This window comes from Streptomyces sp. NPDC021225 (assembly GCF_044332865.1).
Lineage (GTDB): Bacteria > Actinomycetota > Actinomycetes > Streptomycetales > Streptomycetaceae > Streptomyces.
In genome coordinates, this window is the sequence record NZ_JBIRPV010000001.1 from 359,397 (window position 1) to 380,767 (window position 21,371).

A 21,371-nucleotide genomic window follows, 5' to 3' on the forward strand; every position below is an offset into this window, starting at 1 on the left:
AGGAAGACGCCGAGATCGCCCCGGGGGTTGCATCCAGAACGCGTGAGCGATGATGGGGCTGTACGGCGCTACCCGTCCGGTGAGGCGCTCCCGATCCGGTGAAAGGCAATTCCCTCATGGCACCACGCATCCTCCTGGCCCGGCACGGACAGACGGAGTGGTCGCTGTCCGGGAAGCACACCGGCCGCACCGACATCCCGCTCCTGGAGGAGGGGCGGCGCGGCGCCAAGCTGCTCGGCGAGCGGCTGCACCACGGGTCGTGGGCGGGCCTGCCGGGCGTCGAGGTGCGCACCAGCCCGCTGGCGCGGGCCAAGGAGACCTGCGAGCTGGCGGGCTTCGGCGACCGGGCGCGGGACTGGGACGCGCTGCTGGAGTGGGACTACGGCGCGTACGAGGGCATGACCCCCGCCGAGATCCAGGCGATCCGGCCGGGCTGGCTGATATGGCGCGACGGCGTCCCGGAGGGCGAGACGCGGGCTGAGATCGCGGCGCGGGCGGACGCGGTGGTGGAGTGGGCGCGCTCGGCCGACCGGGACGTGCTGGTGTTCGCGCACGGTCACATCCTGCGCACGCTCGGCGCGCGCTGGCTGGGCCTCGACGTGTCCTTCGCGGCCCGGATCCGCCTGGAGCCGACCTCCCTGTCCGTCCTGGGCTGGGCGTACGGCGAACCGGCCATCGAGCGCTGGAACGACACGGGCCACCTGGGCTGACGGTCGCCAGAGGGGCTCAGACAGCTCCCGGGGCCGCCTCATAGCGCGCGAGGAAGTCCGCCACCACCGCGTTGCGGGCGTGCGGGAGCAGCACCCGGGCGGTCTCGTCCAGCATCAGCCGGATGCGGGCGGATCTGACCTGGTCCATCAGCGCGAGGGCGCGGCCCGCCGCGACGGCCGCCGCGTCCGGCGCGCCGTCGGCGAGCAGGTCGCTGGCCAGCTCCGTGGTGAACAGCGCGATATTGCGGGTGAAGTGCGGATTCTGGAGGGCGACCGCGCGCCGGGCGTGCTCGACGGCCCGCCCCCACTCGCCGAGCGCCGACCAGCACTGCGCCTCCAGGCCCTCCAGCTCGGCCTCCCCGTAGAAGGACATCCACTCGGGGTCGGCGTCGGACGGGCCGCGGCAGAAGAGCGCCTGGGCGCGCAGCAGGGCGCGCTCGCAGCCGGCCCGGTCGGTGAAGGCCCAGCCGCCCGCCTCGCGCAGCGCGATCAGCGACAGCAGCCGCGGCGAGGCGAGCCGGCCCGCGGCCCGCTGCGCCGCCTGGGCGGCCCGTACCGCCTCGCGGGGGCGGCCCGCGTCGCGGGCGAGGAACGCGGTGTTGCAGAAGGCGTGCGCCTCCAGGGCCGGGTCGCCGGTGACGCGCGCGGTGGCCAGGGCCTCCGCGTAGTGCGCGCGGGCGTCGGCCAGCCGGCCCGAGTCGTGGGCCAGCCAGCCGACCGAGATGGCCAGCTCCCCGGCGCCCGCGTACAGCCGGTCGGCGATCGAGCGGCGCCGTACGCCCGCGTCGAGCAGGGCGTAGGCGGCGTTCAGCGGGCGGGCGGTGTGCGGGTAGATGCTGTCCGCGCCGTGCCGGTCGTCCAGCACCCGGATGCGGCGGACGGCCTCCTCGACGGACGCCGCCTCCGTCTCGCCGACCCGGCCGCCGGGGGCGCCGACCGGCTCCTGGATCACAAAGGCGCGGCGCAGCGGGTCGCCGCTGTCTACGGGCGCCGTCCGCGGGCCGGTGCCGGTGCCGGGACCGGCCCTCGGTGCGGGGCCGGATCCCGGCGCGGGGCGAGGGCGCGGCACCGGGCCCGGGGCGGGGCCCGGCGCGGCGGTGGGCCGGGTCCGGTGCCCGCGTACCGCCTCGCGGGGCGAGAAGCCCATGTCCGTCAGGGTGCGGCCGGGGAACATATGCAGGAAGACGCGCTCGTACGCGTAGTTGGGGCAGCGGATCGCCCCGGACTCGACGCGGCCGATGTAGCGGGGGTCGCAGGAGACTTGTTCGCCGATCTCCCGCGCGGCTCTTCGTACGGCCGCCGCGAACTCGGACGGGGAAAGCTGCCCGCGCAGCCGCCGGAAGGCGGTGTTCGGCCGCGGCGACGAAGGCGGTGACGGCGAAGACGCTGGAAGCGGCGTCATAACGGCGCCTCCTTAACGGGGCTCCGTGTGGGCGAAGAGGAGAACCGTACCGGTTGGGGCACCATCGGCACCCGGACTTTATTGATAAACGGGGCATATCGCCCGTGATTTGCCATGAACTGCCATCCTTTATGGCGGCATTCGGCCGTAGCCGTTGACACTGTCATGCGTTGGGCTCTTTGCAACCCGTCGGAGAGGGAGGCCGGAGTGGACATCAGTGGCTCGCGGACAGCTGCTCAGCATCTCCCGTGCCAGGACTGCGACCTCGTGACCGTGCCGGCCCGCCAGGGGCTGGAGGCGGTGGACCTCCTGCGCCGCGCACGCGACGGAGTCGGCCCCGTGCTGCACGACAACGCCTGTGACACGCTCGGCTTCGTGGTGCCCGCCGGCACCGCGGCCGGCTGGGACATGCCGGGCAGCGAGTGCGCGGAGACGCCTGGGTGCGGGGTCCGTCTGAGTACGGGCGGCGCCGCCCAGGACGGCGCGGGGGAAGACGATGGCGTCGCGGACGGACCCGGCACGGTGTCACCACCGCTGACCGGCACCGGCTGGCTGGTGCCGCCGGCCGACGCGTACACCGGCACCACCGACCCCGCCGAGCTGCGGGCCGCGCTCGGCGAGGCCGCCCGCATGATCGAGGCCGTCGACCGCTGCCAGTGACCGCCCGCCGCCGGTGTCCCCTGTCGCTCACCGCATACTGGGCCCCATGGCGAAGGGCGTACGGAAGCGAGCGGCGGCGGTACGGGAGCGAGGCCCGGCGCGGGCGCGCGCCCTGGAGCCGGTCGCCGCGCCGGTGGACGGCGGGCTCGCCGAGCTGGTGCCCGACCGGGACCGCCCGCGCGCGTGGACCCTGCTGGTGGACGGCAAGCCGCAGTCGCATGTGGACCTCGACGACCCGTCGTACCTGGACTTCGAGTACCAGCGCAGGCTCGGCCACATCGCCGACCTCACCGCCCCGCCCGGCCGTCCGGTGCACGCCGTCCACCTCGGCGGCGGCGCCTTCACCCTCGCCCGCTACATCGCGGCGACCCGGCCCCGCTCCACCCAGCAGGTGGTCGAGATCGACGCCCCGCTCGTCCAGTTCGTACGGCGCGAGGTGCCGCTGAACCCCGCCGACCGGATCCGGGTGCGCGGCGCGGACGCACGGGCCGGGCTGGCCAAGGTGCCCGACGGCTGGGCCGATCTGATCATCGCCGATGTCTTCGGCGGGGCCCGCACCCCGGCCCATCTCACCAGCGTGGAGTTCCTGGCCGAGGTGCGCCGGGCGCTGCGCCCCGACGGGCTGTACGCCGCCAACATCGCGGACGGCCCGCCGCTCGCCCATCTGCGTGCCCAGGTCGCCACCGCGCGAGCGGCGTTCGCCCAGGTGTCGCTGACCGCCGACCCCGCCGTGCTGCGCGGCCGCCGCTTCGGCAACGCCGTCCTGCTGGCCGCCGACCGCGAGCTGCCCGTCGCCGAGCTGACCCGCCGCGCCGCCGGGGACCCCCACCCGGCGCGGACCGAACACGGCCGCGCCCTCGCCGACTTCACCGGCGGCGCCGCCCCGGTCACCGACGCGACCGCCGCGCCCTCCCCGGCGCCGCCGCCGAAGGTCTTCGACTGACGCCTCGGCAGCGCGCCCGCGACAGTGGGGATGTCGACCGACGAGGTGTCAGGCCAGGCCCAGCGACCTGACCAGGTCGAGCATTTCCGCGCGGTGCAGGGCGGCCGGGTTGCCCGCGACGGGGTGGATATGGCCGTCGATCTCCAGGGCCACCAGGCCGTGCATCCGGCCCCAGACGCGCAGTGCGAGCGCCGCCGCGGCGGGTGGCACGTCCGGGAGGTCTGCCTGGATCTTCACGACGTAGTCCGGGTGGAGGTCGGACCAGGAGGTGTCCTCGGGCTGGTGGTGCCGCGCGTGGGGCCATGCGGCGGCCACCAGGCGGGTGAGCTCGCGGCACACTCGGCGCGCGGCCTGTTCCACCGGCCCGTTCTCAGGGGGCTGGTAGCCGGGGACGGGGTGGCCGTAGAAGAGCCGGAAGCTCTCCGGGTGGGCCAGCGCCCATTCCCTCAGGGCCTGGCCCCACGCCAGCAGTCGGCCGCCGGGGTCGGTGTCGGGCACGGCGTTGCTGGCGGTCGCCACCGCGTCCGCGAGTGAGGCGGCGATTTCGCTGATCAGCGCCGTGATCAGGTCGTCGCGGGTGGGGAAGTAGCTGTAGATCGCACGAGCGGTCATCCCCATCTCGCGGGCGATGCCGCGCAGCGAGATCGCTCCGGGTCCCCCTTCTGCCATCTGCCGCAGCGCGATGGTCTTGATCTCCCGGCTCGTCTCCAGCCGCAGCCGCTCCCGGCGGCTCATCACCCCCGCGGCGCGTTCGCCCTCGTCGCTGCTCACCTTGAACAGGTTACAGGGGTGCAATAGTCTCCGCCGTGACATAAGTACACGCCGTGTCCAAAGGAATGGGGAATCCCATGCCCGCTTACGTCATCGTCAACGTCGATGTGCTGGACGAGGAGGCCGGACTGGCCTACGCGCCCGTGGCCCAGAGATCCATCCTTGAACACGGCGGCCGTTACCTGGTCGCGGGCGCCACGCCCCAGGCCGTCGAAGGCGTCTGGGACTCCTCCCGGTTCGTGGTCCTCGAGTTTCCGGACATGGACCGGATCCGGGAGTGGTACGACTCCCCCGAGTACCGGCGAGCCCGGGAGATACGCGAGGGCGGGGTACGGGTGGCGATGCTGTTCGCCGAGGGCGCGCCGCCCGAGGGCTTCTCGCTCCCGGCCTAGGCGGGCCGGGGAACGGCCGGCCGGTGCCGCCTGGAGGCACCGCGCCGGGCCGGCCGGTCAGTGGGTCCGCTCGGGCTCCTCGTGTTCCTCGTGGTGGTGCTCCCGGTACTCCTCCACCGTGGGCTTGGGCATCTGCCCCCGCGCGCCGAAGTAGCTGCGGGACAGCCTGGCGCGCAGCTTCTCCCGGCGGGTCACCTTCCGGGGGATCCCGGCCTTGTCGACCTCGACCGGCGGCTCGATGGGGACCATCTGGTCGTGGGCGACCAGGGTGTACCGCTCGGCCTGGGTCAGCGGCTCGTGGATCTCGACGTACTCGCCGTGCGAGAGGCGCTTGATGATGCCGGTCTCGCGGCCGTGCAGCACCTTCTGCCGGTCGCGCCGCTGGAGGCCGATGCACCACCGCTTGGTCACGATGAACACCACCGTCGGCACCACGAAGAAGGCGATCCGGGCGGCCCAGGTGACCGCGTTGAGCGACACATCGAAGTGGGTGGCGACGAGGTCGTTGCCCCCCTCGGCCAGTAGGACCACGTACAGGCCGATCCAGGCGGCGCCGAAGGCGGTGCGGGTCGGGGCATTGCGGGGGCGCTCGTTGAGATGGTGCTCACGTCTGTCGCCGGTGACCCATGCCTCGATGAACGGGTAGAGCCAGATGGCCAGCAGCACCATCGGAAAGACCAGCAGGGGGATGAAGACCCCGAGGACCAGGGTGTGGCCCCACAGATGGATCTCCCAGCCCGGCATCAGCCGGATCAGGCCCTCGGAGAAGCCCATGTACCAGTCGGGCTGGGCGTCGGTGGACACCTGGTCGGGGCGGTAGGGGCCGTAGAGCCAGACCGGATTGACGCTGGCGATCGCCGACATGACGGCGGTGACGCCGAAGACGAGGAAGAAGAAACCGCCGGACTTCGCGACATAGATGGGCCACAGGGGCGGCCCGACGATGTTCATGTCCCGTCTTCCCGGCCCGATGTTGTGGGTGTGCTTGTGGTAGACGAGCAGGATCATATGGACCGCGAGCAGACCGAGCATGATGCCGGGAATCAGCAGGACGTGGACCGTGAACAGCCGCGGAATGATGATCTGGCCGGGGAACTCCCCGCCGAAAACGAAGAACGAGAGGTAGGTGCCGACCAGCGGTACCGACAGGATCGCGCCTTCCATGAAGCGCATACCCGTGCCCGAGAGGAGGTCGTCGGGCAGGGAGTAGCCGAGGAATCCGTCGAACATGCCGAGGATCAGCAGGCCGGCGCCGGAGAGCCAGTTGAGTTCGCGCGGCTTGCGGAAGACGCCGTTGAAGAACGTGCGCATCATATGGACGAGCATGCTCGCCACGAAAAGGATGGCCGCCCAGTGGTGGATCTGCCGCATGAGCAGCCCGCCGCGCACATCGAAGCTGATGTTCAGGGCGGACTGGTACGCCTCCGACATCCGGATGCCGTTCAGCGGCCGGTACGAGCCGTGATAGACGACCTCGTTCATGCTCGGCGTGAAGAAGAAGGTGAGATAGACACCGGTCAGAATGATGATGAGAAACGTGTAGAGGGCGATTTCGCCGATCAAATAGGACCAGTGGTCCGGAAAAACCTTCCTCAGTTGGGCCTTGCCCATCTTGAAGAGGCCGACCCGCCCGTCGAACCAGTCGGCGAGAGCCTCCCCCTTGCCGACCCGTTCGGGTCGCTCTCCGGGCCGGCTGGGGCCGGTTTCGTGTGCGGTAGGTCGGCGCCCCGGTTCTGCTGTCATGCCTCACCCTCGTCACCGAGTCTGGATATGCCAGATTTACCAGGACATTCCAGTGGCCGACCACGCACGGCGGGCCTGCGTAGGCCGTTCGGAGGAAAGGCACGCCCGTATGTCGGTGACGGCTTGCGGTGAGGGACGGGGTGAGGGGCGGGGGTGAGGCGGGCTCGACCCGGCCGCCTGATCGCGACCGGGTCTCCGTGGTCCTACGCGTCCGGCACTTCGCCCGTACGGGCCACCTGGCCGTACCAGTGGGCGCTGGACTTGGGGATGCGGGCCAGCGTCGAGTAGTCGACGTAGACCGCGCCGAACCGCTTGCTGTAGCCGTAAGCCCACTCGAAATTGTCCATCAGCGACCACAGGAAGTAGCCGCGCAGATCGGCGCCGTCCGCGATGGCGCGGTGGGCGGCGGCGAAGTGGGCGCGCAGATACTCGATCCGCTCCGGGTCGTGGACCGCGCCGTCCGCGTCCGGCTTGTCGTCGTAGGCGGCGCCGTTCTCGGTGATGTACAGCGGCACGCCCGGCGCCTCGCGGGTGTAGCGCATCAGCAGCTCATGCAGGCCGGTCGGGTCGACCGTCCAGCCCATCTCGGTGCGCTCGCCCGGCGTCTGGTGGAAGGCCACCCGCTCGGAGCCGGGCCAGGGGGAGTGGTCGCTGGCGCCGTGACCGTCGTTACGGGGGCCGCGGTCGCCCTCGCTGCCGGCCGACACCAGCGCGGGCGTGTAGTAGTTGATGCCCAGCGCGTCGAGCGGGTGCTTGATGGCGGCGAGGTCGCCGTCGCGCACGAAGGACCAGTCGGTGATGGCCGCGGTGTCCGCGATCAGGTCGCTCGGATAGGCGCCGCGCAGCAGCGGGCCGGAGAAGACCCGGTTGGCGAGCGCGTCGATGCGCCGTTGGGCGTCCAGGTCCTGCGGCTGCTGGGTGAGCGGCCTGACCACCGACGGGTTGAGGCTGATGCCGATCTGGGCGCGGGCGGGCAGCGCGGCGCGCAGCGCCTGGGCGCCGAGGCCATGGGCGAGGTTCAGGTGGTGGGCGGCGCGCAGCGGGGCGAGCCGCTCGGTGCGGCCCGGGGCGTGCACCCCGGAGCCATAGCCGAGGAACGCGCTGCACCACGGCTCGTTGAGGGTGATCCAGAACTCGACGCGGTCGCCGAGCGCCTCGGCCACGATTCCGGCGTACTCGGCGAACCGCTCGGCGGTCTCGCGCTCCGGCCAGCCGCCGGCGTTCTCCAGCTCCTGGGGCAGGTCCCAGTGGTAGAGGGTGAGCGCCGGCTGGATCCCGGCCGCGAGCAGCTCGTCGACCAGCGAGCGGTAGAAGTCGAGGCCGCGCTGCACGGCGGGCCCGCGGCCGGTGGGCTGGACGCGGGACCAGGAGACCGAGAAGCGGTACGCGCCCATGCCCAGCTCGGACATCAGGCCGACGTCGTCGCGGAAGCGGTGGTACTGGTCGATGGCGATGTCGCCGTTGTCGCCGCCGAGCGTCTTGCCTGGCGTATGGCTGAAGGTGTCCCAGATGGACGGGGTGCGGCCGTCCTCCTGTGCGGCGCCTTCGACCTGGTAGGCGGCGGCAGCCGTGCCCCACAGGAATCCGGGCGGGAAGGTCAGACTCATGGAAGCGCTCCCATTCGATGTTGTGGTGCGGGGCGGAAGGGAGGGGGGTGGCGAGTGGTGGGTCACGGCGCGCCGGCCGGGCTGCGGCCGGCGCGCCGGGGTCGGCGGGTTGTGGCCGGTCAGCCCTTGACCGCGCCCTGCATGATGCCTCCGACGATCTGCTTGCCGAAGAGGACGAAGGCGATCAACAGGGGAAGGGTACCGAGCAGTGCTCCCGCCATGATCAGCGACTGGTCGACGGTGTAGCCGCGACCGAGCCCCGTCAGGGCCACCTGCACGGTCGGGTTGCCGGCCTGGGTGAGGGCGATGATGGGCCAGAAGAAGTCGTTCCACGCCTGGACGAAGGTGAGCATGCCCAGCACGGCCATGGCCGGACGCGCCACCGGGAAGACGATGTGCCAGATGACCCGCAGACTGCTGGCGCCGTCCACGCGCGCGGCCTCGATCAGCTCGCTCGGCAGCGCCTGGGTCAGATACTGCCGCATGAAGAACACGCCGAAGGCGCTGACCAGCGTGGGCAGGATGACCGCCTGCAACTGGTCGGTCCACTCCAGCTTGGCGATGGCCATGTACAGCGGGACCACGCTCAGCTGGGGCGGCACCATCATCGTCCCGATGGTCAGCATCAGCAGCAGGTTCTTGAACCGGAAGCGCAGCTTGGCGAACGCGAAGCCGGCGATGGTCGAGAACAGCACGGTGCCGGCCGCGATGGTCCCGGCCACCAGGGTGGTGTTGAGCAGCGCGGCGCCCATGTTGACGTCGTTCCACGCCGTGTCCAGGTTCTTGAAGAGATTGCCGCCGAACCAGAAGGGCGGTGGCGTCTCGGCGAGCCGGGTGCTGGTGCGGGAGGCGGCGATGGCCGTCCACACCAGCGGGAAGAGCGAGCCGATGGTGAACAGGATCAGCACGGCATAGGTGATCTTGCCACCGTGCAGCTGCCGGCCGGCGCCCTTGGCCCCCTTGTTCCCTCTTCTCGCCTTTGTGTCCGGGCTCCCCCCGCCCTCGGTGGCCTCGGCGGCCCTACCGGAAGAGATAACAGCGCTCATGGTTCTCCCTCGGGCAACTCACTGGCTCTTGCGCAGCCGACGGGCCACGATCGCGTTGACGGCGGCGATCAGCAGCAGGATCACGAACATCGTCCAGGCGATCGCGGAGGCCCGGCCGAGGTGAAGGTTCACCCAGCCCTGCTCGTACAGGTACAGGCCGAGCGTCTGGTACTGGTGGTCGGGGCCTCCGGAGGCCCCGGCGCCGCCGTTGAACAGCAGCGGCTCACCGAAGAGCTGGGTAGCCCCGATCGTCGAGACGACGACCGTGAAGAGGATCGTGGGCCGCAGCGAGGGGATGGTGACGTTGAGGAACTGCTGCCAGCGGGAGGCGCCGTCCAGCGCCGCCGACTCGTACAGATCGTTGGGCACGGCCTGCATGGCGGCCAGATAGATCAGCGCGTTGTAGCCGGTCCACCGCCAGATGACGATGGTGGACACCGCGAGCTGCGAGGTCCAGGTGCCGTTCTGCCAGTCGATGTTGTCGATCCCGAACATCCCGAGCGCCCAGTTGATCATGCCGTAGTCGCGCCCGAAGAGCAGCACGAACACCAGCGTCGCGGCGGCCACCGAGGTGGCGTATGGGGTGAGGATCGCCACCCGGAAGAACATCGAGCCGCGCAGCTTGTAGTTCAGCAGATGCGCGAGACCGAGGGCCATCAGGAGCTGCGGAACGGTCGAGATCACCCCGATGGTGAAGGTGTTCTGGAGCGCGTTCCAGAAGAAGTCGTCCTCCCACAGCCGGGAGTAGTTGTGCCACCCCGCCCACTCCATATGGGTGGGGTCGGTGAGCTCCACCCGGTGCAGCGAGGCCCATCCCGTGTAGAGCAGCGGGAAGAGCCCGAAGGCCGCGAAGAAGAGGAAGAACGGGGCGACGAAGGCGTACGGGGAGTACTTGAGGTCCCAGCGGTAGCGGCGGCTGCGCCGGGCGCGCCGCCGCTCCTCGCCCGGATCGGGGGCCTTGGCGGCCGTGGCGCGCGGGGCCGCGCCCCCCTGCCCTGTGGGGGGCGCGGCCGTACCAGCAGTGAAACCGGAAGGGGGTGTCATCCCGGGCTCACTGGTCCAGTGCGTTGTCGATCGTCTTGGTGGCGGCCTTCCAGGCGTCCTTGGGGGACTTGCCCTGCTGGTCCACCTGGAGCAGCCCGATGTCGGCGATGTTCGAGCCGATGATCTGGTCCTTCGGGCCCAGCACCTGGGTCGGGATGCCCTTGGCCGCCTCGGCGAAGATCTTGCCGATGGGCGCGTTGCCGAAGTACGGGTGCTTGGCGTCGCCCACCTGGGGCAGGCTGTACGCGGCCTGGGAGCTCGGCCAGCTGGCCTGCTTCTCGAAGACCTTGGCCTGCTGCTCGGGCGCGGTCAGCCAGGCGGCGAGCTTGATCGCCTCTTCCTGGTGCTTGGAGGCCTTCGGCACGCCGATGAAGGAGCCGCCCCAGTTGCCGGGCCTGGGGGCGGCGGCCACGTCCCACTGGTCCTTGGCCTTGTCCCCGGCCTTCTCCTTGATGTGGCCGAGCATCCACGGCGGGCAGGACACGGTGGCGAACTTGCCGTTCGAGAAGGCCTGGTCCCAGGACTTCTGGAACTGCTGGAGCTTGGCGGTCAGCTTGTCCTGTGACGCGGTGGTCGCGAGGTCCCACGCCTCCTTGACGGCAGGGCTGTCCTTGTAGATGACCTTGCCGCTCTCGTCGTAGTAGCGCTTGGCGTTGCTGGAGATCACCGCGTTGTAGACACCGCCGGCGGAGTCCACGAAGGTGGTGTCGCCCGGCGCCTTCTTCATGTACTTCTTGCCGGTCTCGATGTACTTGTTCCAGTCGCCCGCCCACAGCTTGGCGACCTCGGTGCGGTCGGTGGGCAGCCCGGCCTGCTGGAACAGGTCCTTGCGGTAGCAGATGGCCATCGGGCCGATGTCGGTGCCCAGGCCGATCGTCTTGCCGTCCTCGGTGGTGCCCTGGGCCCACTTCCAGGAGAGCCAGTTGTCCTTCTTGACCCCGGGCGCCTTGGAGAGGTCGACGAACTTGTCGGCCTGGGTGGTCTTGATCTCCGTGATATTGGCGATCTCGATGGCCTGGATGTCGGCCAGGCCGCTGCCGGCGCCGAGGTGGGTCAGCAGCTGCGGATAGTAGTTCTCGTTCCGCTCGATCGACGTTTCCTCGATGTTGATATCGGGGTGGAGCTTCATGTACTCGTCATAAAGCCCGGCCTGCTTGTAGCCGAAGACGCCGAAAGTGCCGACCGTGATGGTCGTGCCCCCCTTGTTGCCACCCTTGCCGCCGCCGGACGAGCCGGTCTCGTCATCGCTGTCGTTGGCGCAGCCCGCGAGGAGTCCGGCGCTGATGGCCGCCACGGCCGCGAGGGTTACCGCCCGGTGTCGGTACGTACCAGAACTTCTGAACATTCACGTCCTCCTTGACGCCCTGACGTACCGCTCCCGGCCAAAAGGTGGCATTGCATGGGGGTTTGTGGTGCATCGGCTCGGGCGGGGAACGTGCGGGTTATGTATGGCTCAGGTACTGTGGGAGCGCTCCCAGGTTGATGTGTTGAAGGGTTGCGGCTCCCCGACGGGGTGTCAAGGGAGCGTGCGGAAACATTTCGGTCCCACTCCTGCTGTTGAATGGCCCAACAGCTCCCCACGCGGGGTGGTTCTGCTCGGTGTACCGGACGGCTGGAGGCGCGAAATGGCAGGAACCCGACGGCGCGGTGTGGGCCGGGGAAGGCCCACGCTCGAAGAGGTCGCGGCCCGCGCGGGGGTCGGCCGCGGCACCGTGTCCCGGGTGATCAACGGCTCCCCGAGGGTCAGTGACCGCACCCGTAGCGCGGTCGAGCAGGCGGTCGCCGAGCTGGGGTACGTACCCAACCGGGTGGCCCGCGCGCTGGCGGCCAACCGCGCCGACGCGGTCGCGCTGGTGATCCCCGAGCCCGAGACCCGGCTGTTCGCCGAGCCCTACTTCTCGGACATCATCCGCGGGGTGGGCGCCGAGCTCGCCGAGGCCGATCTCCAGCTGCTGCTGACCCTCCTGCGCACCCCCAAGGAGCGCCAGCGCTTCGCCGAGTACCTCTCGGCGCACCGGGTGGACGGGGTGCTGCTGGTGTCGGTGCACGCGGACGACCCGCTGCCCGACCTGCTGGAGCGCATAGAGATGCCCGCGGTGCTCAGCGGCCGCCGCTCCGCGCACGAGTCGGTGCCGTACGTCGACTGCGACAACACGGGCGGCGCCCGGTCCGCGGTCGAGCACCTCCTCGGGCGCGGCCGCTCCTCGGTCGCCACGATCACCGGTCCGCTGGACATGTACGTGGCGCAGTGCCGCCTCGACGGCTACCGCGAGGCGGTCCAGGCGGCGGGCCAGGAGGTGGACCCGGGGCTGATCGCGGCCGCCGACTTCACCGAGGAGGGCGGCCGCCGGGCGATGCGCGATCTGCTGGACCGCCGCCCCGGCCTGGACGCCGTCTTCGCGGCCTCCGACGTGATGGCCGCGGGCGCCCGCCAGGTGCTGCGCGAGAAGGGCCGCCGGGTGCCCGAGGACGTGGCGCTGGTCGGCTTCGAGGACTCGGCCGTCGCCCGCCACATGGAACCGCCGCTCACCAGCGTCCGGCAGACCACCGAGGAGATGGGGCGGGCCATGGTCCGGGTGCTGCTGGAGGAGATCGAGTCCCAGGGCGACCGCACCTCGAAGCGGCCGCAGCTGGTGCTGCCGACCGAGCTGGTGCGGCGGGGGTCGTCCTGAGGACCCCCGGGCACGGGGCTCGGCGCCGCTAGTTCTTCTGAAGGGTGCGGGTGACACCCGCGATGACGGCGGTCGTCAGCACCCAGCCGAAGGCGATCAGCAGGTAGGCCAGCCACTGGACGCTGTCGTCCGTCCAGTACCAGGCCGTGCGCTGACCCAGACCACCGATGGGGATCAAGAGGTCGAGTGTGTAGACGAGTGGCTGGAACGGGGCGCCTTCGCCCTGTTTGACCGGGACGGGGGAGTGGGCGTCGAAGGACACCGCGCCCAGCGAGGTCAGCGCGAGGATCCAGACGCCGGCCAGCCAGGGGCGGTAGCCGTAACCGACGGTCACGTCCAGCAGGTGCCCCCACACCCACTTGACCGGGGGCAGCGTGCGACGCCGATGGCGCTGTTTGGCCAGGAGCACGCGGCGGGCGTCGTCGTCATGGCCGCCCTTCCGGTACCAGCTCCCTGCATCCGCAGGGCGACCAATGACGGGCCGTGGCCGTCGGGCGGCCCGTTCAGGATGGCTCCCGCGAAGGTCAGGTCGTCCGAGATCCGGGCACCCCGCAGCCGTACGGTCCCGTTCGCGGTGAACCCGTCGGAGAAGGCGAGCGTCGAGGCCACGGCGTTGTCCAGGGCGAGCGCCACCCCGCTCGGGCCGGGGCGTTCCAGCAGTGCACCCCGCATGTGCAGGCCGCCGGGCAACTGCGCCGGCCGTCCTGAGACCACGCGCCCGGATCTGTGGTGAGTTTGGGTCGTGGGGCCCCCCCCACGGCCGCGGGGGGGCGGGCCCCAAAAAAACCCAAAAAAAAAGGGGGCCCCCCCCCCGGGGGTGAGGGGGGGCGGCGGCCCGCGGCCCCCCGCCGCCGCCCGCCCGCCCCCCCCCCCCCCGTTGGGGGGGTGTGTTGGGCCCGCCCCCCCCCCCACGCGACGGCGTGTCGACGTCCCAAACTCACCACAAAGTCACTGGCGGCCCTCACCTCGGGCTTTCAGGAGGCGGGCTGTCCGACGGGTGATCGCCAACGGGGCCGGCGGAGCGCGGGTGCGCGTCCACCGGCCCCGTCGGGTGCGGGTGCCTGGTGCGGTCTATCGGTCGTCGCCCGAGCGGATTACAGCGCGGGGTACGCGTTCTTCAGAAGCTCCTGGAACTGGGCCGAGAACCAGTGGCCCGACAGGGGCGAGTTCGGCAGCGCGCCGGACATGCTGTTGCCGTTGCGCGGGTTGCCCGTGTACGTCGGGTCGCACATCCGGTCGAAGCCCTTGCCCTCGTCGTTCGGGATGGCGGAGCTGGAGCCGTCGGACTCGCCCGGGGGCTTCATCCACACGTACGCGTCGATCCCGGCCGCGGGTGCCGCCTTGGGCCGTTCGCCGAGCCCGGCGCCGGACTGGTTGCACCAGTTGCCGATGTGGATCCGGCGGTCGTAGCGCCCGCCGTTGACGTAGGTGTCCACGGTGGTCTGCGCGCCGGGGGCGGTCGGGCGGGCGGTGCCGCCCCAGCCGTTGCGGGAGGTGTCGATCAGCGCGCCGATGTTGCTCGGGAAGCCGACATTGACGAGCTGCTGGCGGAAGGCCTGGGCGAAGGACAGCTCGTCGACGTAGCGGTTCCAGTCCACCCACTTCGACTCGCGCACGGACTTGCCGGCGATGTTGTCGTTGATGGTGAAGTTGTTTTCCTTCAGGGCGCTGTAGTTGGCCGTGTTGACGATGATCCCGGCCACCTTGTCGACCGTGCTGCCCTCGGCGGTCGCGGCCTGTTGGAGGACCTGGGCGGTGGCGTTGAAGTTGTCGTCCCAGCCGATCCAGCCGTGGTGGCCGGCGTCTATGTAGTTGTAGACGTTGCCGATGGCGCCCAGCTTGTTCAGGGCGTAGCCGACGCCCTTCACGTAGTTGCCGTTGGCCTTCATGGTGTCGCACTGCGGGGTCGCGGTGGGACGGCCGTTGGTGTTGGTGACCAGGTTGGGCAGCGAGTCGATCTCGATCGTGGTGACGATCCGCAGGTTGGAGTTGGCGTACTTGGACTCCGAGAGGATCGCGGCGATCGGGTCGATGAACTGCGTCTTGTACTTGTCGATGTCGTTCGGGCCGAGCTCGCCGTTGGACGCCAGCGCGGCGCAGTCGCGGCCGGGCAGGTCGTAGACGACTAACTGGACGACGGTGGGGCTGCCGCCCGACTGGGACAGCGCGGTGTCCAGGTGGGCGCGCAGACCGCGGGCGCCGGTGGTGCCGTTGATGGCGGCGATGCGGTCCAGCCAGACGCCGGTCGGCTGGTTGGAGATCTTGCTGCCGCCGGGCTCGGCGGCGGCCTTCGCGGACCAGTCGGGGTTCACGTACACCTTGGCGCCCGAGTACGGGTTGTCCACCTTGGCGGCGGCCGCGTTGCTGCCCTCCACCTGGGCGGCCGCGGTGCCGCTCAGGGCCGAGACGGTCAGGGCGGTGGCGGCGAGCAGCGCGGAGCCGGCCAGCGCGACGGTGCGCTTGCGACGGGGGGGTGAAGTTGTGCGGCTCATGACAATCCCTTCAAGTGGTCACGGAGTCCCACGCCGAAGCCGGTCGGCGTGCCGTTGAAATCGCTGATCAGGGAAGGGCCGGAGGAGCAGTCCCAGGTGTTCCAGGTCCAGCCCAGGAGGCGCCCTTGGCGTCGAGCCAGGCCATGACCCGGTCGATATAGCCGTGTGAGCAGGTGTTCTCACCGATCTCACCCGCCACGAAGGGCACCTGGCCGATGACCGGGGCCAGTTGCTCGTTCCAGCAGCTCTCGTTGTTGCAGGTGTTGAAGTTGTAGGTGTGCCAGGCGGCGGCGAGGTTGCCCGCCGGGTCGCTCGGCTTGTGTGCGAGCCATTGGCGCATGTCGTTCGAGTAGGCGACTCCAGGGATCAGGACGAGGTTCTTGGCTCCGGCGCCCCGCACCGCGTCCAGCAGGTCCTGCATCCCGGCGACCTCGAAGTCGATGCCGGGGCACTTCCCGCCGTCGCGCCAGCAGTTCCACGCCGCCGCGAGGTCGCTGGTGGCGCGGTCCGGGAACGGCTCGTTGAACAGGTCGAACACCACGGCCTGGTCGTCCTTGAAGGTCTGGGCGACCGAGCTCCAGAAGGCCGGGGTGTACTGCGCGTTCGGCATCGGCTTCTGGCAGGTGGCGTACTCGGTGTCCCGGCAGTGGTTGTCGCCCCCCGTGTACTTGCCGTGGGTCCAGTGCAGCTCGACGATCGGGGTGATGCCATGGGCTTCCAGCCGGGATACGAGGCCCTTGACCGCCGAGATGTAGTTGGCGCCCCGGTAGGCGGCGTTGATGTACGAAAGGCCCAGCCAGCACTCCTCGTTGAGCGGAATGCGGACGGCGTTGACCTTCCAGTCCGCGATGGCCTTGACGGACGCGTCATCGACCGGCCCGTCGAAGATGCCGCGCCCTTGGACGCACATGAACTCACCGCCGGAGCGGTTGACGCCCAGCAGTCTGCGGGTGGTGCCGTTCTCGTCGACCAGCTTGTTGCCCGAGGCGTGCAGCTTCGGTGGTGCGGTGGCCGCGGCGGCCGCACCCGACGCCTGCGCGACGGGGAGCAGAGCGGCCGCGAGGGTCAGTGCCGCGGTGGCCGCCAAGGCATAAAGGCGCGGTGGTGCTCGCATGGAGCGACTCCTCGAAGTCCAGGCGCCTCCCGGGGTGACCCGAAGGTGGCGCTGACTGCTGGAACCGCTCCCACTGGTTGAAGTGACCGTAACGCCTGTGTCGCACATGTCAACAGAGGCGTTCACAGATTTATCAGTCGAACACGTTCGACAGGCGCATCTTGTTCAAAGACTTGACACCCCTTCAGGGCCCACGCATCTTGGGAGCGCTCCCACTGGTTCGCACTGCCCCCCCACCCGCACGGACCCGCGAGGAGGACCTCCCAGATGCGTGTACAGCGAGGCTCGCCGTTGTCAGGGGCACGAACAACCCTGGCTCGATTAGGGCTGAGAAGGCCGAAGACGGGACTCCCGGGGACGAGGCGGCCGAGGACGAGACGGCTGGTGACCGCCCTGGCCGCCGCCCTCTCGCTGCCGATGGCCATGACTGCGGCCGGCGGGGCGGCCCCCGCCCACGCCGCCGCCGTCCAGTGCGGCGTCGACTACAAGACCAACGACTGGGGTTCGGGCTTCACCGCGGAGCTCACCATCTCCAACCCCGGCGCGGACGCCATCGACGGCTGGACCCTGTCGTACGGCTATACGGGCGACCAGAAGCTGTCCAACGGCTGGAACGGCACCTGGTCCCAGTCCGGCAAGACCGTGACCGTCAAGAACGCCGCCCACAACGCGAAGATCGCGGCGGGTGGCAATGTCACGACCGGCGCCCAGTTCACCTACAGCGGCACCAACACCGCGCCCACCACCTTCGCCGTCAACGGCATCAGCTGCACGGGCGCCCACCAGCCGCCCATCGCCGTGCTGAGCAGCCCGGCCCCCGGCGCCACGTTCAGCGCCGGCGGGACCGTCCCGATGGCCGCCACCGCCGCGGCCGCCGACGGCGCGACCGTCACCAAGGTGGAGTTCTACAGCGACACCAAGCTCCTCGGCACCGACACCGCCTCCCCGTTCACGTTCGACTACACCGATGTGCCCGCGGGCGACTACTCGCTCTACGCCAAGGCGTACGACAGCCAGGGCGCCTCCGCCGAGTCCACCCCCGTCGGCATCCGGGTGGCCGCCGGGCCCGCGCTCGTCGCCAGCCCCGGCCAGCTCGGGGTGCAGCAGGGCAAGACCGGCACGTTCGGCGTGAAGCTGTCCACCAAGCCGTCCGCGAACGTAACGGTGTCCGTGGCCCGCACCGCGGGCAACACCGGGCTGACCGTGTCCTCGGGCGCCACCCTCACCTTCACGCCCACCAACTGGGACACCGCCCAGCAGGTGACCGTCACCGCCGCGAACAGCGGCACCGGCTCGGCGACCTTCACCGCCACCGCCACCGGCCACACCAAGGCCGAGGTCACCGTCACCCAGCTCGCCGCCTCCAAGGCGTACGACGCCCGCTTCCTGGATCTCTACAACAAGATCACCGCTCCGGCGGCGGGCTACTTCTCGCCCGAGGGCATCCCGTACCACTCGGTGGAGACCCTGATCGTCGAGGCCCCCGACCACGGCCATGAGACGACCTCCGAGGCGTACAGCTATCTGATCTGGCTCCAGGCGATGTACGGCAAGGTCACCGGCGACTGGTCGAAGTTCAACAACGCGTGGGACACCATGGAGAAGTACATGATCCCCACCCACGCCGACCAGCCCACCAACAGCTTCTACAACGCCTCCAAGCCGGCCACCTACGCGCCCGAGTGGGACCAGCCCTCCCAGTACCCCTCGCAGCTCAACGGCAATGTGTCGGTCGGCAACGACCCCATCGCCGCCGAGCTGAAGAGCGCGTACGGCACCGATGACATCTACGGCATGCACTGGATCCAGGACGTCGACAACGTCTACGGCTACGGCAACTCCCCCGGCAAGTGCGAGGCGGGGCCGAGCGACACCGGGCCGAGCTATGTCAACACCTTCCAGCGCGGCCCGCAGGAGTCGGTCTGGGAGACCGTGACCCAGCCCACCTGCGACAGCTTCAAGTACGGCGGCAAGAACGGCTATCTGGACCTGTTCACCGGCGACGCCTCGTACGCCAAGCAGTGGAAGTTCACCAACGCCCCGGACGCCGACGCCCGCGTGGTCCAGGCCGCCTACTGGGCCGCCGAGTGGGCCAAGGCGCAGGGCAAGGGCAGCCAGGTGTCGGCCAATGTGGCCAAGGCCGCCAAGATGGGCGACTACCTGCGCTACGCGATGTACGACAAGTACTTCAAGAAGGTCGGCAACTGCGTCGGTGAGACCGCGTGCGCGGCGGGCAGCGGCAAGAACAGCTCCCACTACCTGCTGTCCTGGTACTACGCCTGGGGCGGCGCCACCGACACCTCCGCCGGCTGGGCCTGGCGGATCGGCTCCAGCCACGCCCACGGCGGCTACCAGAACCCCATGGCGGCCTGGGCGCTGGCCAACTACGCCGACCTCAAGCCCAAGTCGGCCACCGGTGCCGCGGACTGGTCCACCAGCCTCAAGCGCCAGCTGGAGTTCTACCGCTGGCTCCAGTCCAGCGAGGGCGCCATCGCGGGCGGCGCCACCAACAGCTGGCAGGGCCGCTACGCCACGCCGCCGTCGGGCACCTCGACGTTCTACGGCATGTACTACGACGAGAAGCCGGTCTACCACGACCCGCCGTCCAACCAGTGGTTCGGCTTCCAGGCCTGGTCCATGGAGCGCGTCGCGGAGTACTACAACCGCACCGGTGACGCCTCCGCGAAGACCATCCTGGACAAGTGGGTGAAGTGGGCGCTGTCCAAGACCACGGTCAACGCCAACGGCACCTACCAGATCCCGTCCACCCTCCAGTGGTCCGGCCAGCCGGACACCTGGAACGCCTCCAGCCCCGGCGCCAACGCGAGCCTGCACGTCACCGTCGCCGACTACACCAACGACGTCGGCGTGACGGCCGCGTACGCCAAGACCCTGTCCTACTACGCCGCCAAGTCCGGCGACACCCAGGCCAGGGACACCGCGAAGGCGCTGCTGGACGGCATGTGGAACAACTACCAGGACGCGCTGGGCATCGCGGTCCCGGAGACCCGCGCCGACTACAACCGCTTCGACGACCCGGTCTATGTGCCCAGCGGCTGGACCGGCACCATGCCGAACGGTGACAAGGTCGACTCCAGCTCCACCTTCATGTCGATCCGGTCCTTCTACAAGAACGACCCGGCCTGGTCCAAGGTCGAGGCGTATCTGAAGGGCGGGGCGGTCCCGAGCTTCACGTACCACCGGTTCTGGGCCCAGGCCGACATCGCGCTCGCGATGGGGTCTTACGCCGATCTCTTCGAATAGCGGATAGCGGACCGGCACGCCGAGCGGGGCTCCACGGGGAGCCCCGCTCTCGCCGCTCTCAGACCGGTACGGGGATCTCGCGCTCGGCCAGGGCCGCCTCCAGCCGCCGGATGTGGCGGTGCTGGAGCCGCGCGGTGCGCTGAAGCCGCAGGACGACCCGCAGGAACTGGTCCATGTCGGCGGCCCGGGTGAGGATGTCGTCGGGCACCCGCTCGTCGGCCGGGCACTCCCGCTCGTCCGTCGGGCAATCCCGCTCGTCCGTCGGGCAATCCCGCTCGTCCTCGGCGAGCACGGCCTGCGCCCAGGCCCGGGTGACCGGCTTGAACATCCCGGGGTGGCCCGCCACGATCCTGGCCCGGACCGCCAGGTCGTTCTCGGCCGCCTCCACATGCAGCCCGTCGTCCTTGTTGCGCGCCCCGAACAGCGCCTCGTGGATGTGGTGGGCCGTGAAGCCGTGTTCGGCGCACGCGATCCAGAAGTCCCAGTCCTCGCCCGCGCGCATGTCCTCGGCATAGCCGCCCACGGTCTGCCACACCTCGCGGCGGTAGAGCGAGCAGTAGAACATGATCAGCCGCCGGAGCAGCAGGTCCCGGTCGTAGGCCGGGAGCGCCAGCACCTGTGCGGGGAGGCCGTCGTCGGTGAAGACGGACACATCGGTGGAGACGATGGCGATGTCCGGGCGCCGCTCCAGCACCGCCACCGTCTGCTCCAGCATGGTGGGGGCGAGCACGTCGTCGGCGTCCAGCGGCAGGACATAGCGGCCGGTGGTGGCCGCGATGCCCGCGTTGCGGGCGGCCGAGACCCCGGCGTTGGCCTGCTCCAGCAGCCGGATGCGCCGCTCGGGGTGGTCGGCGATCAGCGACCGGGCCACCGCCGCGGTGTCGTCGCGGCTGCCGTCGTCGACCACGACCAGCTCCCAGTCCGCGTAGGTCTGCGCCAGCACGCTCGCCACGGCCTGCGGCAGATAGCGGGCGTAGTCGTGGCAGGGGATGACCACCGAGACCACGGGAGGCCCGCCGCGTTCTCCGGGCGGCGCGGCCGCGGCCCCCGGGAGGGTGCCGGCCTCCCGGGGGCCGCGTTCCGGGCCGGGCGGTGCCGAGGTCATCGGAGACCGGCGCCGAACGCGCCGCGGTGGTCCATCCTGGACTTCGACGGCTTGGCGGAGACCGCGATGTTGGCGCACTCCGAGCCCATCTCGCCGCCGCCGACAGGGGCGAGGATGGTCACGTTGGCCGCGGCGCCGACGCTGGTGTCGCAGTCGTTCTGCTGCACCACGCCGTGCGGGTCGCCGAAGATCTCCGCGAAGTTGAGGCAGTCGGACTGGGCCGACGGCCCCGAGATGCTCACCCCGCTCGAGGAGTCGCAGTCGTTGGTCTGTTGGGTGGGGGTGTCCCAGGCGAGTGCGCCGGCGGCGGACCCGCCGAAGACCACCGCGCCGGCCGCCGCCGTCACCAGGGCTGCCGTCTTGCCGATATTCATGTGATTCTCCTGATCTCCTTCTCCGCAGAGGC

At 70.4% G+C, this 21,371-nt stretch carries 18 protein-coding genes and 1 pseudogene; 6 read left to right on the forward strand and 13 right to left on the reverse strand.

Annotated features, from left to right (window positions below):
* Positions 1–116 precede the first annotated feature (116 nt).
* Positions 117–710, forward strand: a complete 594-nt coding sequence (locus ACH4S9_RS01700) for a histidine phosphatase family protein (RefSeq protein ID WP_385350641.1) — start codon at positions 117–119, stop codon at positions 708–710.
* Positions 711–726: 16 nt separating this feature from the next.
* Here ACH4S9_RS01700 and ACH4S9_RS01705 read toward each other — a convergent pair whose 3' ends face one another.
* The gene (locus ACH4S9_RS01705) at positions 727–2,112 is read right to left on the reverse strand and encodes a hypothetical protein (protein WP_385350638.1); all 1,386 of its coding nucleotides are present in this window, start codon (positions 2,110–2,112) and stop codon (positions 727–729) included.
* Between the two features lie 165 nt (positions 2,113–2,277).
* Here ACH4S9_RS01705 and ACH4S9_RS01710 point away from each other — a divergent pair, with 165 nt between their 5' ends.
* Together ACH4S9_RS01710 and ACH4S9_RS01715 are read left to right on the forward strand one after the other, a co-directional pair.
* Positions 2,278–2,772, forward strand: coding sequence for a hypothetical protein (locus ACH4S9_RS01710; protein ID WP_311730407.1), 495 nt, complete (start codon positions 2,278–2,280; stop codon positions 2,770–2,772).
* A gap of 46 nt (positions 2,773–2,818) precedes the next feature.
* The gene (locus tag ACH4S9_RS01715; protein ID WP_311730406.1) at positions 2,819–3,715 is read left to right on the forward strand and encodes a fused MFS/spermidine synthase; all 897 of its coding nucleotides are present in this window, start codon (positions 2,819–2,821) and stop codon (positions 3,713–3,715) included.
* A 48-nt stretch (positions 3,716–3,763) separates the two neighbouring features.
* Here the strand turns inward: ACH4S9_RS01715 and ACH4S9_RS01720 are convergent, their stop codons facing one another.
* Positions 3,764–4,486: a TetR/AcrR family transcriptional regulator gene (locus ACH4S9_RS01720; protein WP_398369149.1), complete on the reverse strand. Its 723-nt coding sequence runs from the start codon at positions 4,484–4,486 to the stop codon at positions 3,764–3,766.
* A gap of 77 nt (positions 4,487–4,563) precedes the next feature.
* Here ACH4S9_RS01720 and ACH4S9_RS01725 point away from each other — a divergent pair, with 77 nt between their 5' ends.
* Positions 4,564–4,878, forward strand: a complete 315-nt coding sequence (locus tag ACH4S9_RS01725) for a DUF1330 domain-containing protein (protein ID WP_311730404.1) — start codon at positions 4,564–4,566, stop codon at positions 4,876–4,878.
* A gap of 57 nt (positions 4,879–4,935) precedes the next feature.
* Here ACH4S9_RS01725 and ACH4S9_RS01730 read toward each other — a convergent pair whose 3' ends face one another.
* The 5 genes from ACH4S9_RS01730 to ACH4S9_RS01750 form a co-directional block, all read right to left on the reverse strand.
* Positions 4,936–6,621, reverse strand: coding sequence for a cytochrome bc complex cytochrome b subunit (locus tag ACH4S9_RS01730; protein ID WP_398369151.1), 1,686 nt, complete (start codon positions 6,619–6,621; stop codon positions 4,936–4,938).
* A 203-nt stretch (positions 6,622–6,824) separates the two neighbouring features.
* Positions 6,825–8,228 (reverse strand): GH1 family beta-glucosidase, encoded by a 1,404-nt coding sequence (locus tag ACH4S9_RS01735; protein ID WP_398369153.1) that lies wholly within the window; start codon positions 8,226–8,228, stop codon positions 6,825–6,827.
* A 119-nt stretch (positions 8,229–8,347) separates the two neighbouring features.
* A complete protein-coding gene (locus tag ACH4S9_RS01740) occupies positions 8,348–9,274 on the reverse strand; it encodes a carbohydrate ABC transporter permease (protein ID WP_358848306.1) in 927 nt (308 codons plus the stop codon).
* An 18-nt stretch (positions 9,275–9,292) separates the two neighbouring features.
* Positions 9,293–10,318, reverse strand: a complete 1,026-nt coding sequence (locus ACH4S9_RS01745; protein ID WP_311730400.1) for a sugar ABC transporter permease — start codon at positions 10,316–10,318, stop codon at positions 9,293–9,295.
* A 7-nt stretch (positions 10,319–10,325) separates the two neighbouring features.
* Positions 10,326–11,663 (reverse strand): ABC transporter substrate-binding protein, encoded by a 1,338-nt coding sequence (locus ACH4S9_RS01750; protein WP_385350618.1) that lies wholly within the window; start codon positions 11,661–11,663, stop codon positions 10,326–10,328.
* A 280-nt stretch (positions 11,664–11,943) separates the two neighbouring features.
* Here ACH4S9_RS01750 and ACH4S9_RS01755 point away from each other — a divergent pair, with 280 nt between their 5' ends.
* The gene (locus ACH4S9_RS01755; RefSeq protein ID WP_311730398.1) at positions 11,944–12,990 is read left to right on the forward strand and encodes a LacI family DNA-binding transcriptional regulator; all 1,047 of its coding nucleotides are present in this window, start codon (positions 11,944–11,946) and stop codon (positions 12,988–12,990) included.
* 28 nt (positions 12,991–13,018) lie between these two features.
* On the opposite strand, the gene ACH4S9_RS01760 is transcribed toward ACH4S9_RS01755, so the two are convergent.
* The 4 genes and pseudogenes from ACH4S9_RS01760 to ACH4S9_RS01775 form a co-directional block, all read right to left on the reverse strand.
* Positions 13,019–13,324, reverse strand: coding sequence for a hypothetical protein (locus ACH4S9_RS01760; RefSeq protein WP_398369157.1), 306 nt, complete (start codon positions 13,322–13,324; stop codon positions 13,019–13,021).
* On the reverse strand, positions 13,321–13,704 hold the full coding sequence (locus ACH4S9_RS01765; protein WP_398369159.1) for a hypothetical protein: 384 nt from the start codon (positions 13,702–13,704) through the stop codon (positions 13,321–13,323). The genes ACH4S9_RS01760 and ACH4S9_RS01765 overlap by 4 nt, the downstream gene beginning before the upstream one ends.
* Positions 13,705–14,084: 380 nt before the next feature.
* A complete protein-coding gene (locus ACH4S9_RS01770) occupies positions 14,085–15,482 on the reverse strand; it encodes a glycoside hydrolase family 6 protein (protein WP_398369161.1) in 1,398 nt (465 codons plus the stop codon).
* Positions 15,479–16,482: pseudogene (locus tag ACH4S9_RS01775) on the reverse strand (glycoside hydrolase family 5 protein); the annotation flags it as partial. The gene ACH4S9_RS01770 and the pseudogene ACH4S9_RS01775, both read right to left, overlap by 4 nt.
* A gap of 531 nt (positions 16,483–17,013) precedes the next feature.
* Between ACH4S9_RS01775 and ACH4S9_RS01780 the strand changes: the two are divergent.
* Positions 17,014–19,860, forward strand: coding sequence for a glycoside hydrolase family 48 protein (locus tag ACH4S9_RS01780; RefSeq protein WP_358846948.1), 2,847 nt, complete (start codon positions 17,014–17,016; stop codon positions 19,858–19,860).
* 58 nt (positions 19,861–19,918) lie between these two features.
* Here ACH4S9_RS01780 and ACH4S9_RS01785 read toward each other — a convergent pair whose 3' ends face one another.
* Together ACH4S9_RS01785 and ACH4S9_RS01790 are read right to left on the reverse strand one after the other, a co-directional pair.
* Positions 19,919–20,965, reverse strand: coding sequence for a glycosyltransferase family 2 protein (locus tag ACH4S9_RS01785; protein ID WP_398369163.1), 1,047 nt, complete (start codon positions 20,963–20,965; stop codon positions 19,919–19,921).
* Positions 20,962–21,339 carry a hypothetical protein gene (locus tag ACH4S9_RS01790; RefSeq protein WP_398369165.1) on the reverse strand — a complete coding sequence of 126 codons (378 nt, stop codon included), beginning with the start codon at positions 21,337–21,339 and terminating at the stop codon, positions 20,962–20,964. Before ACH4S9_RS01790 ends, ACH4S9_RS01785 begins: the two co-directional genes overlap by 4 nt.
* Positions 21,340–21,371: the final 32 nt, after the last annotated feature.